This is a genomic window from Mycobacterium montefiorense, from assembly GCF_025823255.1.
Classification (GTDB): domain Bacteria; phylum Actinomycetota; class Actinomycetes; order Mycobacteriales; family Mycobacteriaceae; genus Mycobacterium; species Mycobacterium montefiorense.
Genome location: NZ_JACKVL010000013.1, coordinates 1,037,911 through 1,054,770, shown reverse-complemented (window position 1 = coordinate 1,054,770; position 16,860 = coordinate 1,037,911). Strand labels below are relative to the sequence as shown.

Sequence of the window (16,860 nt, the reverse complement as noted above, 5' to 3'; positions counted from 1 at the left end):
CCCAGCCCCGGCGGTCCCGCGCGCTCGCGGCCCGCAGTGGCGCGGTGAGCCGTCGGGCGTAGCCTGACGGCCATGAAAACTGGTGACACGGTGGCCGACTTCGAACTTCCTGATCAAACCGGATCGCCGCGCACGCTCAGCGCCCTGCTGGCCGACGGCCCCGTGGTCTTGTTCTTCTACCCCGCAGCAATGACACCCGGATGCACCAAGGAAGCCTGCCACTTCCGGGACCTGGCCTCCGAATTCGCCGCAGTCGGAGCCAGCCGGGTCGGCATCAGCACCGATGCCGTGCAAAAGCAGGCCAAGTTCGCCGACAAGGAGAACTTCGACTACCCGCTGCTGTCGGACACCGAGGGCACGGTCGCCACCCAGTTCGGCGTCAAGCGCGGTCTGCTCGGCAAGCTGATGCCGGTCAAGCGCACGACGTTCGTCATCGACACCGATCGCACGGTGCTCGACGTGATTTCCAGCGAGTTCAGCATGGCCGCCCATGCGGACCAGGCGCTGCAGACCCTGCGGGCCCGTTCCTCGGCGTAATCGCTTGCGCTGCTTGCCGTTTACGGAATGATCGCCAAGAACACGAAGGCGGCCAACAACGCCAGATGGACCTCACCCTGTAGCCGCGTCGCCCGGCCGGGTATCACGGTCAGCATGCTGATCACCACGGTCAACGCGAAGAGCACCAACTGGGTGGGACCCAAGCCGAGTATCAGCGGACCCTTGATCCAGATCGACGCCAGCGCAATGCCGGGAATGGTGAGCCCGATGCTGGCCATCGCCGAGCCGTAAGCCAGGTTGAGGCTGGTCTGGATACGGCCCGCACGCGCCGCGCGCGCCGCCGCGAGCGTCTCCGGCAGCAGCACGAGGAGCGCGATCACGACACCGACGAACGAGTGCGGGAAGCCCGCCGCCGACACCAGTTTCTCGATGGCCGGCGACTCCTGCTCGGCCAGGCCCACCACCGCGACCAGCGCCGCCAGCAGCAGCCCCGCGCTCCGCAGCGCCGCGGCGTTGCTCGGCGGCTCCGCATGGCTTTCATCGTCAAAGATGCTCCGCTGACCCTTCTGCGCGATCGGCAGAAAGAAATTGCGATGCCGCACCGTTTGCGTGAAGACAAACAGCAGGTACAGCAGTAACGAGGCGACAGCAGCGAATACCAGCTGGCCGGGCGAGAACTCCTGACCGCCACGAGTGGTGGTGAAGGTGGGCAGCGCCAGGCTCAAGGTCGCCAGCGTTGTCAGCGTGGCCAGCGCCGCACCGCTGCCGTGCGGGTTGAACAACGTGACGTTATAACGATGAGAGGCCAGCAGCAGCGACAACCCGGCAATGCCGTTCGAAGTGATCATCAGGGCCGCGAACGCGGTGTCGCGGGCCAGCGTCGCCGCCTCGTTGCCACCCGACGCCATCAGCGTGATGATCAGCGCCAGCTCGATGACGGTCACCGCGGTGGCCAGCACCAGCGACCCGTACGGCTCGCCGGCCCGGTGCGCGACCACCTCCGCGTGGTGCACCGCGGCCAGCACCGCACCGATGAGAATTACCGCCTCGACCACGGCGAGCGCGGGGCCGGGCACCGCGCCCCAAGTCAGTGCCAGCGTGACGAGGGCGACCAGCGGCACCACCACGTTCCAGGACATCCGTTCGCGCATCGCCCGCCATTCTCGTCGAAATCGTCCGCCGGCGCCCCGGCGCCCGGGCCGCCAAATACTGGCCGCAAATAACCAGCCGCCGCAATCATCGCCTCAGTAGCATGCTCACATGCCGCAAAGCGATGGGTTACCCGAAGGCGCAGCGTTCGCCGGATACACCATCGTTCGGCGGTTGGGGGCCGGGGGGATGGGCGAGGTGTATCTTGCGCAGCATCCGCGGCTGCCGCGCCGCGACGCCCTGAAGATCCTGCCCGGCGAGCTCACCGAGAACCTTGAGTTTCGGCAACGTTTCAACCGGGAGGCCGACCTCGCCGCGAGCCTGTACAACGAGCACATCGTCGGCATCCACGACCGGGGAGAATACCAAGGGCAACTGTGGATTTCGATGGATTTCGTAGAGGGGACCGACGGCGCGCAGCTGCTGCGCCAGTACCCGTCCGGAATGCCGAAAGACGATGTCGTCGAGATCATCGCTGCGGTGGCCGACGCGCTGGATTATGCGCATTCGCGCGGCCTGCTGCACCGCGACGTCAAACCCGCCAACATCCTGCTCGGTGATGCCGCGCCCCGACGGCGGATCCTGCTGGCCGATTTCGGAATTGCCCGCGAGCTGGGTGAAATCAGCGGCCTGACAGCGACAAACATGATGATGGGCACCACCGCCTACTGCGCGCCCGAGCAGCTGCAGGGGCTGGATCTCGACGGACGCGCCGACCAGTACGCGCTGGGGTGCACCGCGTTCAATCTGTTGACCGGATCCGCCCCCTTTCACGGCTCCAACCCGGCGGTGGTCATTACCCAGCATTTGTCCGCGCCGCCGCCGCCGATCAGTGAGCGCCGACCCGAATTGGCCGAACTCGACGGCGCGCTAGCCAAAGCGCTCGCCAAGAACCCCGGGGACCGCTACCCGACGTGTACCGATTTCGCCGCGGCGCTGGGCAGCCAGCTGCATACCGCTGCGGCGAAGGTCGTCGGCCCGACACAACCGGCCCCGATTGCCACCGAAACGATTGCGGCGCCACAATCCGTTTCGGCCGCACCGCCACCAGCACGCAGCAACCGGCGCACGGCAATCGCGGTCACGGCGATCGTCGGTGTCGCGCTGATCGGTCTTGGGGCACTCGTCGGTGTGCGGCTGCTCAGCGGCGACTCGAATCAACCTGGCAGCAGCAGAGCCGCCGCGCAATCGATTGCGCCACCAAGCGCTTCGTCGAGCCCCACGATCACGCTGTCCGGCCAAATCACCGATCAGTCCGGTGTACTCGGGCCCCTCGAGTACGACGCGGTGAACCGCGCGCTCACTAGGCTCTACGACACCCGCGGCACCCGGCTGTGGGTGGTGTACGTCAAGAGCTTCAATGGCCTCAAGCCGTTCCGATGGGCCGAGGACACCATACGCGCCAACAACTTCACGGATAGCGACGCGATCCTGGCCGTGGCGACCGACGAGCCGGCGTACTCCTTCCGGGTGCCGAACGCGGTGGTCATCGGCAAGCCCATCGATCTCGAAGTCATTCGCCGTGACCGTATCTCGCCAGCGGTCTTCCACCGCGAATGGCCCCGCGCGGCGATCGTTGCGGCCAACAGTTTGGACGTAGGCTCGAGCTAGTTCGACCTCCGCACCGTAGCGGTTTCGGCATCCCACCCGTTCGTCAGATCACATATCCCCGCTACATACATATATAATCTTGGTGTCGTAGCCGGCCTCGCAAGAGCAATCGCCGCCTTCCCGCGTCACGAATTCACAGGCTAGGAGACACGCATGGATCGTCTCGGCTTCCTAACGAAGGCCGCCGCAGCAGCAGGCTCGACATTCCTGTCGGCGCCGGCGGGCAGGCAGGAGCCCGACAAGCCCCATGTCTGCTTGCCCAAAGTCGAGGTCACCCCGCTGCGGGTAATCCACACCACGGCAGGCCTACGGCCATACCGCCCCGGCGGGTTCGTCGTGCGCGCCGAATCCATTGGTGCTCAGCGTTTAGTGCACAACTACGGTCATGGCGGCTCTGGGATCACTCTGTCCTGGGGTAGCTCCAAACTCGCCGTCGATCTCGGCCTACCCGGACATCACGGGCCCGTCGCAGTGATCGGGGCTGGCGTCATGGGGCTGAGCACCGCCCGCTTGGCACAGGAGGCGGGCTTTGACGTGACGGTCTACACCAAGGCGCTGCCGCCGGACACCACCTCCAACATTGCTGGCGGAAAATGGGATCCGGTCGAGCTGGTCGATGAAAATGTCGCCACCGCGCAATGGCGCCGGCAATTCCTCGATGCCACCGCCTACAGCTGGCGCCGATTCCAGACCCTGGTGGGCGACGACTACGGCATCCGCTGGCTGGCCAGCTTCGGCGACAGCAGCGCGGTATCGGAGCTTCTTCCCACGTTTCCACCCAACAGCCGCGTGTTGACACGAGATGAACATCCATTCCCCATCGACAAAGTCACCTACTTCGAGACGCTGTATGTCGAAACCGACCGGTACTTGCGTCAGTTGATCCGCGACCTGCAAACCGCCGGCGGGGCAATCCAAATCCGTGAGTTCGCGTCTGTCGGCGATATCGCGGCGCTCCCCGAGCAGCTGGTTTTCAACTGCACCGGTTTTGGAGCGGCCGCGCTTGTTGGTGACAGCGAATTGACGCCGATGCGCGGACAATTGGCTATCCTATTGCCACAGAAGGAAATTCGATATTCCTACGCGTTCGATGACATTGGCTATATGATTCCCCGGCCAGACGGAATCATCTTGGGTGGCACCTACGAAAATGGCGTCCGAGATGCCACCGCACAACCAGCAGACATCAGCCGCATTCTCGATAGCCACCAGAACTTCTTCAAGAAGTTCCGCTGCTAGCCGGCTAAGCGCTACCTTCTTGCTCTAACAGCACGTCGGCGTCGAAGCAGCTGTGGTCTCCGGTGTGGCAGGCGGCGCCGAGCTGGTCGACGGTCAACAGCACGGTGTCTCCGTCGCAGTCCAGTCGCACCGAGTGCACGTGCTGGGTGTGGCCGGACGTCGCGCCCTTGATCCACTGTTGGCCACGAGATCGCGAATAGTAGGTTGCCTCGCGGGTTTCCAGGGTTCGGGCCAGCGCCTCGTCGTCCATCCAGGCGACCATCAGAACGTTACCGCTGTCGCGCTCCTGCACGATAGCGGTGAACAGTCCATCGGCATTGCGCTTCAGGCGCGCGGCGATGTTCGGGTCGAGCGTCATCGCACGGTGATCCCTTCTGCGGACATCGCCGCCTTCACCTGTCCGATCGTCAACTCGCGAAAGTGAAAGACGCTGGCCGCCAACACCGCATCCGCACCGGCGTCGACCGCAGGAGCGAAGTGGTCCACCGCTCCTGCGCCGCCGCTCGCGATCACCGGAACCGTCACCGCAGCGCGGACCGCACGCAGCATCCCCAGGTCGAATCCGGCCTTGGTGCCGTCGGCGTCCATCGAGTTGAGCAGGATCTCCCCTACCCCCAGTTCGGCGCCGCGGGCCGCCCACTGGACCGCGTCGATGCCGGTACCGCGACGGCCGCCGTGTGTGGTGACCTCCCACCCCGATGGAGTCGGCGCCGAACCGGTCGGCACCGTGCGCGCGTCGACGGACAGCACGATGCACTGCGAGCCGAATTGCCTTGACAATTCGGCGAGTAGATCGGGGCGGGCGATCGCGGCGGTGTTGACCGAGACCTTGTCCGCGCCCGCTCGCAGTAACACGTCGACGTCGGCCACCGTGCGGACTCCGCCGCCGACCGTCAGGGGAATGAAGACCTGCTCGGCGGTGTGGCGCACCACGTCCAGCATCGTCGCCCGGCCGGATGACGACGCGGTGACATCGAGAAAGGTCAGCTCATCGGCGCCTTCGGCGTCGTAGGCCGCGGCGAGTTCCACCGGATCACCGGCGTCGCGCAGGTTCTCGAAGTTGACTCCCTTGACGACCCGCCCGTCATCGACGTCCAGGCACGGAATCACCCGCACGGCAAGGTCGGTACCCGCAAACATCTCAGTAGTCCTCCGGTCGGCCGGCACTGCGCACAATCTCGAGGATCTCCCCGTACGCACCCGGTGCCGCGGCCAGCACCGATCGGGACTCGGGAGTCCACGGCTGGCCGGCCAGATCGGTGACGGTGCCACCCGCGGCCCGAACATGCGCTATTCCCGCGGCGTGATCCCACACACTTCCGCCGAAAACGACTGCACCGGCCAGGATTCCGTCCGCCACGTAAACCAGGTCGATGCCGGTCGATCCGTGCATGCGCAATCGCGAGCACACCGTGCTCAGCCTCTCGAGCACCGCAACCCGATAACGTCCGGGAAAGCGGCCGCGGGACTCGGCATTGAACGTGCCGACACCGATCAGGCCGTCGGCGAGACCGCTGTGACTCAGCGACGGCCGCTCGGCACCGTTTTTCATCAGCGGGCCCTCGGCGACCGCGGTGTAGCGGTCTTCGGTGAACGGGATCCAGGTCAGGCCCGCCACGGGTTCGCCATCGTGCAGCAGGCCCAGCAGGATCGCCGCCATCGGTGACCCGGCCGCATAGTTGAAGGTGCCGTCAATCGGGTCCAGCACCCACACCCAGGGCGAGTCAACAGGTGCGCCGCCGAATTCCTCGCCGTGCACGCCGATTCCAGTGGCGGCTTCCAGCGCGGCGACGACCTGCCGCTCGATCTCGAGATCGACTTGGGTGGCGAAGTCGTTGCCCTTCTTCCGAACTGCCGAATCGGCGCGATGGCCCGCCACGAACGGCTCGACTGCCGCGTCGAGGATCACCGACGCCTCAGCCAGCAGCGCGTGCAGATCCATCGGTCTACGCCCGTACCGCGTCCAGTGCCTGCGGCAAGGTGAACCGCCCGGCGTAGAGCGCCTTGCCGACGATGGCTCCCTCGACGCCGCGGTCGGTCAGCGTGGCGATGGCGCGCAGGTCGTCCAGGCTCGACACACCGCCAGAGGCGATGACCGGGACGTCGGTGCGTTCGGCCACGCGGGCCAGCAGGTCGAGATTCGGACCGCCCAACGTGCCGTCCTTGGTGACATCGGTGACCACGAACCGCGAACATCCTTCGCCGTCAAGGCGTTCCAGCACGTCCCATAGGTCGCCGCCATCGGTTTCCCAACCGCGGCCGCGCAGCCGGTGCTGGTCGTCGACGATCTGGACATCCAAGCCGACGGCGACCTTGTCGCCGTGCGCGGTGATGGCCCGCGCGCACCACTGCGGGTTCTCTAGCGCCGCCGTGCCCAGGTTGACCCGGGCGCAGCCGGTGGCCAGTGCCGCGGCCAGGGAATCGTCGTCACGGATCCCGCCGGACAGCTCCACCGACACGTCGAGCTTGCCCACCACCTCGGCGAGCAGTTCGCGGTTGGAGCCGCGGCCGAACGCCGCGTCCAGGTCCACCAGATGGATCCAGTCGGCCCCGTCGCGCTGCCAGTTCAGTGCCGCGTCCAGCGCGGAGCCGTACTCGGTTTCGCTGCCTGCCTTGCCCTGCACCAAGCGCACGGCACGGCCTTCGACGACATCGACGGCGGGTAACAAAATCAGTGGCATTTACAGTCCCTCAACCCAGTTGCTCAATACGGCCGCACCGGCATCCCCGCTCTTCTCCGGGTGGAATTGGGTGGCGGCCAGCGGCCCGTCCTCGACCGCCGCCAAAAACGGCGCCTGATGGGTGGCCCACGTCAGCACGGCCTCCGACGAACCCTCCCACCGCTGCGCGGCGTAGGAGTGTACGAAGTAGAACCGGGCGGATGCATCCAGCCCCTTGAAAAGTCTACTGCCCGAGCCGGATTGCACGACGTTCCAGCCCATGTGCGGGATCACCGGGGCGTCCAGCCGGTTGACGGCTCCCGGCCACTGCCCGCAGCCTGTCGTCTGGACCCCGAATTCAACGCCGCGTGCGAACAGGATCTGCATGCCGACGCACACCCCCAGCACGGGGTGTCCGGCGGCCACCCGCTCGGCGATGATCTGCTCCCCCGCGATCTTGCGCAAGCCGGTCATGCAGGCCTCGAAAGCGCCGACGCCCGGAACCACCAGCCCGTCGGCGGCCGCCGCCGCACCCGCGTCGGCGGTAACTTCCACCGTCGCGCCGACCCGCTGCAGCGCGCGCTGCGCAGACCGAAGGTTACCGGAGCCGTAGTCCAGAACCACTACCGAACGTGTTGTCACAAAACACCTTTGGTGGATGGCACACCCGACACGCGGGGGTCGGGTTCGACGGCCTGGCGCAACGCGCGCGCCACGGCCTTGTACTGCGCCTCGGTGATGTGGTGCGGGTCGCGCCCGTACAGCACCCGGACATGCAGCGCGATGCGGGCATTGGCCGCCAGCGATTCGAACACGTGTCGGTTGATCACGGTGTGATAGGGCACCGAATTTCCGGCGATTGTGGTGTGTTGCAAGTGATCAGGCTCGCCGCTGTGCACGCAGTACGGCCGGCCCGACACGTCGACGGCGGCGTGGGCCAACGTCTCGTCCATCGGGATGAAGGCGTCCCCGAATCGGCGGATACCCGACTTGTCGCCGAGGGCCTGACCGAGCGCCTGCCCCAGCACGATCGCGGTGTCCTCGATGGTGTGGTGTCCTTCGATCTCGACATCGCCCTTGGTGTGCACTGTCAGGTCGAAGCTGGCGTGGCTGCCCAGCGCGGTCAGCATGTGGTCGTAGAACGGCACACCCGTGTCGACGTGAACCTGCCCGGTGCCATCGAGGTCGAGCTCGACGACGATATCGGATTCCTTGGTGCGGCGCTCAATTCGTGCGCGGCGGGTCGCGATGGTGGTCACGGCGCTCCTACGGGACTGGGATCGGCTGGGGCCAGCTCGGGTTCGGCGATCTGGGCGCTCGCTTTGAGGAAGGCGTCGTTCTCGTCGGCCAGCCCGATGGTGGTACGCAGGTAGCCGGGAATGCCGACATCCCGGATCAGCACGCCATCGTCCAGGTAGCGCTGCCAAGCGGCGGGCGCGTCGGCGAATTGGCCGAACAGCACGAAGTTCGCGTCGCTGGGGATGACCCGAAAGCCCAAGCGGGTCAGGGCCGCCGAGACCCGTTCGCGTTCGGCGATCAGGGTGGCCACGCTACCCAGGGTGTCGTCGGCGTGCCGCAGCGCGGCCCGGGCCGCGGCTTGGGTGACCGACGACAGGTGATAGGGCAACCGCACCAACAGCATCGCGTCGATCATCGCCGGCGTGGCAACCAGGTAGCCGAGCCTGCCGCCGGCGAACGCGAATGCCTTGCTCATGGTGCGGCTGACCACGAGCCGGGTCGGATACTGCTCGACGAGCGCCACCGCGCTGGGCTGTGAAGAGAATTCGCCGTACGCCTCGTCGACGACCAGGATGCCCGGTGTCACGTCGAGTAGGCGTTGCAGGTCCGGCAGCGGAATGCTTTGTCCGGAAGGGTTGTTCGGGCTGGTGACAAACACCACGTCGGGTCTGCGGTCGATGATCGCGGCGACGGCCGCATCGACGTCGAGGCTGAAGTCGTCGGCACGGGCGGCCGTCAGCCATTCGGTGCGGGTGCTGTCGGAGATGAGCGGGTGCATCGAGTAAGACGGGACAAACCCGATCGCGCTGCGCCCCGGCCCGCCGAACGCCTGCAGCAGCTGTTGCAGAATCTCGTTGGAACCATTGGCGGCCCAGAGGTTTTCCACACCGAGCCGAGTGCCTGTTTGCGCGGTGAGGTATGCCGCCAGATCGGTGCGCAACGCGACGGCGTCGCGGTCGGGGTAGCGGTGCAGATCGGCGGCGGCTTCCTGCACGGAGCGAACGACGTCGTCGACCAGCGCCGCACTAGGCGGGTGCGGGTTCTCGTTGGTGTTCAACCGCACCGGAACCGCTAATTGCGGTGCGCCATAGGGCGATTTGCCGCGCAGGTCGTCACGCAGCGGCAGATCGTCGAGGGTGACCTGCCGTTCGAATGCGGTCATCGTTCGAACCTCCGCCTTACCGCTTCACCGTGTGCCGGCAGGTCTTCGGCTTTCGCAAGCGTGACCACATGACCGGAGACGTCTTTGAGGGCTGCCTCGGTGTAATCCACGACATGAATCCCGCGCAGGAAGGTCTGTACCGACAGGCCGCTGGAGTGCCGGGCGCTTCCCGCGGTGGGCAACACGTGGTTGGATCCGGCGCAGTAGTCGCCGAGGCTCACCGGCGACCACGGGCCGACGAAAATGGCTCCGGCGGATCGTATTCGGCTGGCAACGCGCGGCGCGTCCACGGTCTGAATCTCAAGGTGTTCGGCGGCGTACGCGTTGACCACCTTGACCCCGGCGTCCAGGTCGTCGACCAGGATGATCGCCGATTGCGGACCACTGAGCGCGGTCGTCACCCGGTCGCGGTGCGCCGTGGTCTGCAGCTGGGCCGCGACTTCGGCGTCGGTGGCCGCAGCCAAGTCGGCGCTGGCGGTCACCAACACACTGCCGGCCATCTCGTCGTGTTCGGCTTGGCTGATCAGATCGGCGGCCACATGCACCGGGTCGGCGGTGTGGTCGGCGAGGATGGCGATCTCGGTCGGCCCGGCCTCGGCGTCGATGCCCACCAGCGAGCGGCACAGCCGCTTGGCGGCCGTGACGTAGACATTGCCGGGCCCGGTGATCAGGTCGACCGGGGCCAGTTGCGCGCCGTCGGTGTCGACGCCGCCGTAGGCCAGCAGCGCCACCGCCTGCGCGCCGCCGACGGCCCACACCTCGTCGACGCCCAGCAGCCGGGCCGCGGCCAGGATGGTCGGGTGCGGCAGGCCGTCGAATTGGGCCTGCGGCGGGCTGGTCACCACCAGCGACTCGACACCTGCGGCCTGCGCGGGCACCACGTTCATCACCACGCTGGACGGATACACCGCATTGCCACCGGGCACGTACAAGCCGACCCGCTCGACAGGGACCCATCGCTCGGTGACCGTCGCACCCGGGCCCAGCACGGTGGTGACGTCGGTGCGGCGCTGATCGGCGTGCACGGCGCGAGTTCGGTCGATCATCACCTGCAGCGCATCACGAACGTCGGCGTCCAGTCCGTCAAGCGCGTCCTGCAGCGCGGATTCGGGCACGCGTACCGCCGCGGGGCGCACGCCGTCGAACGACTCGCCGAATTCCAGGGCCGCCTCGGCTCCGCGCTCGGCGACGGCCTGCACTATCGGGCGCACTTTTGACAACACCGTCTCTACTTCGGCTCCGCCGCGCGGCAAAGCCGCGCGCAGCCGGGAAGGCGTTAGCTCCGCGTCCCGCAAGTCAATGCGGGCCAGCACAGATGGGGGTGTGGCAGTCACAGCGTCCATTGTCCCAGAGGAACTCAAATCAATATCCGACCGGTACAGTGCCGGTAATCAGCGCACAGACGTTCCGCAAGGGGGCCGGCATGTCCACAAAGGATCACCCGAACAACGCCCCGGGCATCCCGATGGTGTATCCGACATGGTTCGAGAACTTCCAGGTCAAATACGTCAACCCGGCGCTGAAGCCGATCGCGCGATTCCTGCCCGGAACGGGCACTATCGAGCACCGCGGCCGCACCTCGGGCAAACCGTACAAAACCATCGTCACGGCCTACCGCAATGGCAACGTGTTGGCGGTCGCGCTGGGTCACGGCAAGACCGACTGGGTGAAGAACGTGCTGGCTGCCGGGCAGGCTGACCTGCACTTTGCCCGCAAGGTCGTGCACATCACCAATCCCCGGATTTTGCCCGCCGGCTCCGACGGCACGGGTCTGCCGTGGCTGGTGCGCCTGCAGCTGCGCCGCATGGCTGTTTTGGTCAGCGACATCGCCTGACCAGCCTGAACTGCCGCGCGGCGTCCTGCCGCGTTGAGTGTGCGCCGACGGATTCGAGTGTGCGCTCACGGCATCCAGCATCGGCGTGTCGCCGCCCGGGACACACACCCAAGGGCCGGAACACACCCTCGACGCGAAGACCGGGACGCAAGGTCTACGCCCTGGTGAAGACCGTCTTGCCGGTCATCGTCGGCCATACCGAAGGCGCGTCCGCCCAGGGCACCACCCGATCGACGGCCGGTGACAGGTCGCAGCCAGCGGCTAGCAGTTCCAGTACCGCGGGGATGGCCGAACGCGCGTTGACCCGCCCAGTGACAAACCGCACCCCGCGGGTGTACATCGGCAGCAGCGGCATCTCGACCATCGGCTGGTAGTAGACCCCGGTGTCGGTGCATACACCGTCGGGCCAGGTCGCACGCAGCGTCGCGGCCAGTAGTGACGGGTCGGCGGAAGTGTGCACGGTGACCGGATACGGCTCCCAGGACTTGTCCGGCTTGACCCGGTCATGGACGACCGCGCCGAGCTTTTCGGCTGCCGCCAGGCGGCGAACGTCATGGTCGACGTAGTCGACACGGGCACCGAGGGCGGCCGCGAACGCCGCCGCGTAGAGCCCGATCGACAGCTTGCCGATCACCAGCACCCGGCGGTCGGCCGGATCGAGCGCGGCTAGTTCGGCCGCATAGGGCCCCACCGCCCGCCAGCCGTCGGGAATGTTGTCCGACAGCGAGGCAATCGCGTTGGACGCCACGCCATCCGGGATCGGGATCAGCATCGCGTCGGCGTAGGGCACCAGCACCTCATCCGACATGAATCCCCCGCCATTCAGACCGGCCAGCGGGCCCAGACCGTACATCGCCATCAACGGCACCGAACCACACGAGCCGGTCACGCCGCGGCGGCACCGCGAGCAACTACCGCAGCTGATCTGGAACGGCACCACCACCCAGTCGCCCGGCCCGACGGTGGCGACGGCGTCGCCGACGGCCACGACCTCGGCCAGACCCTCATGCCCGACGGCGTATCCGGGCGGCAGCGGCGCCTGGCCATTGGCGACCGCGACGTCAAGGTCGCAGCAGGCCACCACCAGCGGCCTGACCACCGCTTGTTCCGGTGCGGTGATCTCCGGCTCCGGCACATCGCGCCACGCATATCGCCCGGCGTCTTCGAAGGTCAGCTGCCGCATGCCGGCCGGACCTACATGTCCAGGCCGATATCGAGCACCCGCACCGAGTGGGTCAGTGCGCCGACGGCCAGGTAGTCCACTCCGGTGCCCGCATATTCCGCGGCGGTGTCCAGGCTGAGCCCGCCGGAGGACTCCAGCAGCACCGCCGGTGCGCGGGAGTCACGACGCTGCACAGCGATTTGGGTCTGCCACACCGGGAAATTGTCCAACAGGATCAGCTCCGGCTTCTCCGGCAGTACCTCGTCGAGCTGCTCGAGCGAGTCGACTTCGACCTCACAGGGCAGATCGGGTGCGGCCTCGCGCACCGCCCGCAACGCCTCGACGACCGATCCCGCGGCGGCGACGTGGTTGTCCTTGATCAACGCGGCGTCGCCCAGTCCAAGGCGATGGTTGACCCCGCCGCCGATCCGCACGGCGTACTTCTGCAGCGCGCGCAGCCCGGGCAGCGTCTTGCGGGTATCGCGGACCTGGGCCTTGGTGCCGCTCACGGCATCCACCCAGGCCGCCGTCGCCGTCGCGATGCCGGACAGGTGGCAGATCAGGTTCAGCATCGTCCGTTCGGCGGTCAGCAGTCCCCGGTTACCCGCCCGCACCGTCAAGACCGGCTGGCCGGGTTGCACGTGGGCGCCGTCCTCGACGCGGTCGAGCACCTGGTACCCGTCGGCGCCGAGCACCTCGTCGAGCACCAGCAAGCCGACGTCCAATCCGGCGATCACGCCCGGCTCGCGCGGCACCATCGAGGCCGTGGCCTCACCGTCGGGCACCGTCGCGAGTGTGGTGATGTCGGGCCCATAGCGCAAATCCTCTTCCAGGCCACGGTGAACGGTCTCGCGAGCGGCGGCCAGTTCGCCGTCGGACAACGTCATCAGGACACCGCTGCCAGGGCTTCGGCGCACACGGTGTCGGCCAGCCGGACCACGATGCTGCGGGCTTGTTCCGGCGCGGTGTCGGGGTACTCCGCACGGTGATGGCAGCCCCGGCTTTCGTTGCGGGCCAACGCCGCGGCGGCCACGGCGCGCGCGGTCAGCGTCAGCGCCACGTCCTCGAAGTCGCGACGGCCCTCGACAGTGCGGACGCGCGCCCGCGACAGCGTCTCGGAGAGGCGCTGCAGCCCAACGGCGTCGCGTACCACCGACGCGTCCTGGGCCATCGCGGTCTGTAGTTCGCGGCGCTTCGAGGCGGTGTGGGTAATCGGCTCCGGCGCGTTCGCGGAGATCCGTCCCGTCGCGAGCGCGTGCGCGGCGGCGGCCTTCCCGGCGCGACCACCCACCACCAGGCCTTCCAGCAAGCTGTTGGACGCCAAGCGATTCGCGCCGTGCATCCCGGTGCGGGCAACCTCGCCGGCGGCGAACAGCCCGGGCAGCTCGGTCTGACCGTGCACGTCGGTCACCACGCCGCCGCAGCTGTAATGCGCGCCGGGAACAACGGGGATGGGTTGGGTGACCGGGTCGACGCCGGCGTCCCGGCATGAGGCGGTGACGTTGGGGAAGCGAGCCTCGAAGCCCTCGATGTCGCGCGCGTCGAGGTAGACGCACTCGTCGCCGGTGGCCTTCAGCCGCGCGTCGATCGCTCCCGCGACGACATCGCGCGGCGCCAGGTCACCCATCGGGTGAACACCAGCAGTGACCGAATTGCCTTGCCGGTCAATTAATACCGCACCTTCGCCGCGAATGGCCTCGGTGATCAGCGGCCGGCGACCACCGGCTTGGCCACCGAACAACATGGTCGGATGGAACTGGATGAACTCGAGATCGCTGATCGGGACGCCGGCCCACAAGGCCAAAGCGATTCCGTCGCCGGTGGATCCGTCGGGATTGGTCGTCGCGCTGTAGAGATGTCCGAGCCCGCCGGATGCCATAATCACCGAGGGCGCGCTGACGATCCCGAAGCCGTCCGGATTGCCCACCGCTACGCCAGTCACCGCGGCGCCATCGTGCAGCACTCGCAACGCCACGTGGCTGGTGCGAATATCCAGCGTCTGCGCGGCGTGGTCGAGCGCTCGCTGGACCTCGGCGCCGGTGGCGTCGCCGCCGGCGTGCACGATGCGGCGTCGCGAGTGCCCGCCTTCGCGGGTGAGAGCCCACTTGCCGGGCACCGCTTCGTCGAATCGCGCGCCGTTGGAGACCAATTCGGTGACCGCGCGATAGCCGTCGGCGACGATCGAGTACACCGCTTGCGGATCGCACATGCCCGCGCCCGCCGCCATCGTGTCGGCGACGTGGGCGTCGACGGAGTCGTCGTTGTCCGGCAGCACGACCGCGATACCACCCTGCGCGTAGTGCGTTGCGGTGACGCCGTAGGTCTGCTCAGCCTTGCTGAGCACGACTACGTTGCGCCCGGCGCGATGGGCGGCCAGCGCGGCCGCCAATCCCCCTACGCCCGTACCGATCACCACGACGTCAGCGTGGTGTGTCCAAGCGGGGCGGGTCATCACTCGCCGCCGCCGGGCTGGCCGATCTCGATCATTCGCTGTACGCTGCGCCGGCCCACCGCCGCGACATCCGGGTCGACGGCGACCTCGTCTGCGCCTTCCACCAGGCAGCGCAGCAGCGCCCCAGGGGTGATCATCTTCATGTATTTGCATGAGGCGCGGTCGTTGACCGCGCGGAAGTCCACTTCCGGTGCGGCTCGGCGCAATTGGTGCAACATGCCAACCTCGGTGGCGACCAGGACCTTGCGGGCGTGCGTCTCGTGTGCCGCGTCGAGCATGCCGCCGGTGGAAAGGATCTTGACCCGGTCGGCGGGAAAGGCACCCTCACCAGCCAGGTACAAGGCCGAAGTGGCACAGCCGCATTCGGGATGCACATAGAGTTCGGCGTCGGGATTGGCGCGGGCCTGCTCGGCGAGCTCGTCGCCGTTGATGCCGGCGTGCACATGGCATTCACCCGCCCACACGTGCACGTTCTTGCGGCCCGTCACCCGGCGGACATGCGCACCCAGGAATTGGTCCGGGCAGAACAGCACCTCTCGATCGGGGTCGATCGACTCGACCACCTCGACCGCGTTGGACGAGGTGCAGCAGATGTCTGTGAGCGCCTTCACGGCCGCCGTGGTGTTGACGTAGGAGACGACGACCGCGCCGGGGTGCTCGTCTTTCCAGGCGCGGAGGTCGTCGGGCGTGATCGAATCTGCCAGCGAGCAACCGGCCCGCTGATCCGGGATGAGCACGGTCTTCTCCGGGCTCAGGATCTTGGCCGTCTCGGCCATGAAGTGCACGCCGCAGAACACGATGGTGTCCTCGGATACGTCGGCGGCGATCCGCGACAGCGCGAGCGAGTCTCCGACGTGGTCGGCGACGTCCTGAATGGCGGGCAGCTGGTAATTGTGCGCGAGCACGGTGGCGCCGCGCAGTTCCGCCAAACGACGAATCTCGTTGGCCCACTGCTCATCGCCGTCCACGCCGCCGTAACCGTTGGGGGAATTGGTGATGCTGGCAACCATGTCTTCGGCGAGCGTGTCCATGCGATTCATCACCGTCACGGCGGCTCCTCTCGACTCAGGAGGTTTTCGACTTATAATCGAAAACATGCCCAATGGTAGCACCGCCCATGAAGTGCTCGCGGTTGTATTCCAGGTTCGCCAGGTTGCCGAGCAGGTTAAGGGAGCCTCCCGAACGGGAAAACCGCAGCTAAACGTGCTGTTATGGGAGCGTGCGCGCGACCCGCAACGAGGCTCCTGGTCACTTCCGGGCGGACGATTGCGCAACGACGAAGACATGATCACCTCCGTGCGGCGTCAGCTGGCCGAAAAGGTGGATCTGCAGGAGCTGGCCCACTTGGAACAGCTCGCCGTGTTCTCCGACCCGCACCGGGTTCCGGGCGCGCGGGTGATTGCCTCGACCTTCCTGGGCCTGGTGCCCTCCCCCGCCACGCCCGAGCTGCCGCCGGACACCCGGTGGCACCCGGTCAGCGCATTGCCGCCGATGGCGTTCGACCACGGCCCGATGGTGACACACGCGCACACAAGACTAATCGCCAAAATGTCCTACACGAACATCGGATTTGCCTTGGCACCAAAGGAATTCGCACTTTCCACACTGCGTGACATCTATGGCGCGACCTTCGGCTATCAGGTGGACGCGACGAATCTGCAGCGGGTGCTGGCGCGCCGCGGCGTTATCACGCAAACCGGAACCATCGCGCAATCAGGTCGTAGCGGCGGACGACCGGCGGCTTTGTACCACTTCACCGACGCTGCGCTGCGGGTCACCGACGAGTTTGCCGCGCTACGGCCGCCCGGCCAGCCTTGATCAGCGCCACGGCCGGCCGCTCAACGAGAAATGGCT

General features: G+C 67.1%; 18 protein-coding genes. 5 read left to right on the top strand and 13 right to left on the bottom strand.

Annotation, left to right across the window (positions count from 1 at the left end; translation table 11 throughout):
- The first annotated feature begins 72 nt into the window (after positions 1-72).
- Positions 73-537, top strand: a complete 465-nt coding sequence (locus tag H7K34_RS18385; RefSeq protein ID WP_264063409.1) for a peroxiredoxin — start codon at positions 73-75, stop codon at positions 535-537.
- A gap of 20 nt (positions 538-557) precedes the next feature.
- On the opposite strand, the gene H7K34_RS18380 is transcribed toward H7K34_RS18385, so the two are convergent.
- Positions 558-1,649, bottom strand: a complete 1,092-nt coding sequence (locus tag H7K34_RS18380) for a calcium:cation antiporter (protein WP_264063408.1) — start codon at positions 1,647-1,649, stop codon at positions 558-560.
- Positions 1,650-1,758: 109 nt separating this feature from the next.
- On the opposite strand from H7K34_RS18380, the gene H7K34_RS18375 reads away from it, so the two are divergent.
- Together H7K34_RS18375 and H7K34_RS18370 are read left to right on the top strand one after the other, a co-directional pair.
- Positions 1,759-3,258, top strand: a complete 1,500-nt coding sequence (locus H7K34_RS18375) for a serine/threonine-protein kinase (RefSeq protein ID WP_264063407.1) — start codon at positions 1,759-1,761, stop codon at positions 3,256-3,258.
- Positions 3,259-3,411: 153 nt separating this feature from the next.
- The gene (locus H7K34_RS18370) at positions 3,412-4,497 is read left to right on the top strand and encodes an FAD-dependent oxidoreductase (RefSeq protein WP_264063406.1); all 1,086 of its coding nucleotides are present in this window, start codon (positions 3,412-3,414) and stop codon (positions 4,495-4,497) included.
- Positions 4,498-4,501: 4 nt separating this feature from the next.
- Here H7K34_RS18370 and hisI read toward each other — a convergent pair whose 3' ends face one another.
- The 8 genes from hisI to hisD are packed head-to-tail and all read right to left on the bottom strand — an operon-like array spanning position 4,502 to position 10,871.
- Positions 4,502-4,855 (bottom strand): phosphoribosyl-AMP cyclohydrolase, encoded by a 354-nt coding sequence (gene hisI, locus H7K34_RS18365; protein WP_264063405.1) that lies wholly within the window; start codon positions 4,853-4,855, stop codon positions 4,502-4,504.
- The gene (gene hisF / locus H7K34_RS18360) at positions 4,852-5,637 is read right to left on the bottom strand and encodes an imidazole glycerol phosphate synthase subunit HisF (protein ID WP_108922917.1); all 786 of its coding nucleotides are present in this window, start codon (positions 5,635-5,637) and stop codon (positions 4,852-4,854) included. The genes hisI and hisF overlap by 4 nt, the downstream gene beginning before the upstream one ends.
- 1 nt (position 5,638) lies before the next feature.
- On the bottom strand, positions 5,639-6,439 hold the full coding sequence (locus H7K34_RS18355) for an inositol monophosphatase family protein (protein ID WP_264063404.1): 801 nt from the start codon (positions 6,437-6,439) through the stop codon (positions 5,639-5,641).
- 4 nt (positions 6,440-6,443) lie between these two features.
- Positions 6,444-7,178, bottom strand: coding sequence for a bifunctional 1-(5-phosphoribosyl)-5-((5-phosphoribosylamino)methylideneamino)imidazole-4-carboxamide isomerase/phosphoribosylanthranilate isomerase PriA (priA, locus tag H7K34_RS18350; RefSeq protein ID WP_264063403.1), 735 nt, complete (start codon positions 7,176-7,178; stop codon positions 6,444-6,446).
- Positions 7,179-7,799, bottom strand: coding sequence for an imidazole glycerol phosphate synthase subunit HisH (gene hisH / locus H7K34_RS18345; protein WP_264063402.1), 621 nt, complete (start codon positions 7,797-7,799; stop codon positions 7,179-7,181).
- Positions 7,796-8,416: an imidazoleglycerol-phosphate dehydratase HisB gene (gene hisB, locus H7K34_RS18340; RefSeq protein WP_108922909.1), complete on the bottom strand. Its 621-nt coding sequence runs from the start codon at positions 8,414-8,416 to the stop codon at positions 7,796-7,798. The genes hisH and hisB overlap by 4 nt, the downstream gene beginning before the upstream one ends.
- Positions 8,413-9,558, bottom strand: a complete 1,146-nt coding sequence (locus H7K34_RS18335) for a histidinol-phosphate transaminase (RefSeq protein ID WP_264063401.1) — start codon at positions 9,556-9,558, stop codon at positions 8,413-8,415. Before H7K34_RS18335 ends, hisB begins: the two co-directional genes overlap by 4 nt.
- The gene (hisD, locus tag H7K34_RS18330) at positions 9,555-10,871 is read right to left on the bottom strand and encodes a histidinol dehydrogenase (protein WP_264063609.1); all 1,317 of its coding nucleotides are present in this window, start codon (positions 10,869-10,871) and stop codon (positions 9,555-9,557) included. Before hisD ends, H7K34_RS18335 begins: the two co-directional genes overlap by 4 nt.
- 110 nt (positions 10,872-10,981) lie before the next feature.
- Here hisD and H7K34_RS18325 point away from each other — a divergent pair, with 110 nt between their 5' ends.
- Positions 10,982-11,392 (top strand): nitroreductase family deazaflavin-dependent oxidoreductase, encoded by a 411-nt coding sequence (locus H7K34_RS18325; RefSeq protein ID WP_108924247.1) that lies wholly within the window; start codon positions 10,982-10,984, stop codon positions 11,390-11,392.
- A gap of 154 nt (positions 11,393-11,546) precedes the next feature.
- Here the strand turns inward: H7K34_RS18325 and H7K34_RS18320 are convergent, their stop codons facing one another.
- The 4 genes from H7K34_RS18320 to nadA are packed head-to-tail and all read right to left on the bottom strand — an operon-like array spanning position 11,547 to position 16,055.
- Positions 11,547-12,575 (bottom strand): alcohol dehydrogenase catalytic domain-containing protein, encoded by a 1,029-nt coding sequence (locus tag H7K34_RS18320; protein ID WP_264063400.1) that lies wholly within the window; start codon positions 12,573-12,575, stop codon positions 11,547-11,549.
- Positions 12,576-12,586: 11 nt separating this feature from the next.
- Positions 12,587-13,441 carry a carboxylating nicotinate-nucleotide diphosphorylase gene (gene nadC / locus H7K34_RS18315; RefSeq protein WP_264063399.1) on the bottom strand — a complete coding sequence of 285 codons (855 nt, stop codon included), beginning with the start codon at positions 13,439-13,441 and terminating at the stop codon, positions 12,587-12,589.
- Positions 13,441-15,006, bottom strand: coding sequence for an L-aspartate oxidase (locus H7K34_RS18310; RefSeq protein ID WP_264063398.1), 1,566 nt, complete (start codon positions 15,004-15,006; stop codon positions 13,441-13,443). Before H7K34_RS18310 ends, nadC begins: the two co-directional genes overlap by 1 nt.
- Positions 15,006-16,055 carry a quinolinate synthase NadA gene (nadA, locus tag H7K34_RS18305; RefSeq protein ID WP_264063397.1) on the bottom strand — a complete coding sequence of 350 codons (1,050 nt, stop codon included), beginning with the start codon at positions 16,053-16,055 and terminating at the stop codon, positions 15,006-15,008. Before nadA ends, H7K34_RS18310 begins: the two co-directional genes overlap by 1 nt.
- Before the next feature lie 46 nt (positions 16,056-16,101).
- Here nadA and H7K34_RS18300 point away from each other — a divergent pair, with 46 nt between their 5' ends.
- The gene (locus H7K34_RS18300) at positions 16,102-16,824 is read left to right on the top strand and encodes an NUDIX hydrolase (protein ID WP_108922898.1); all 723 of its coding nucleotides are present in this window, start codon (positions 16,102-16,104) and stop codon (positions 16,822-16,824) included.
- Positions 16,825-16,860: the final 36 nt, after the last annotated feature.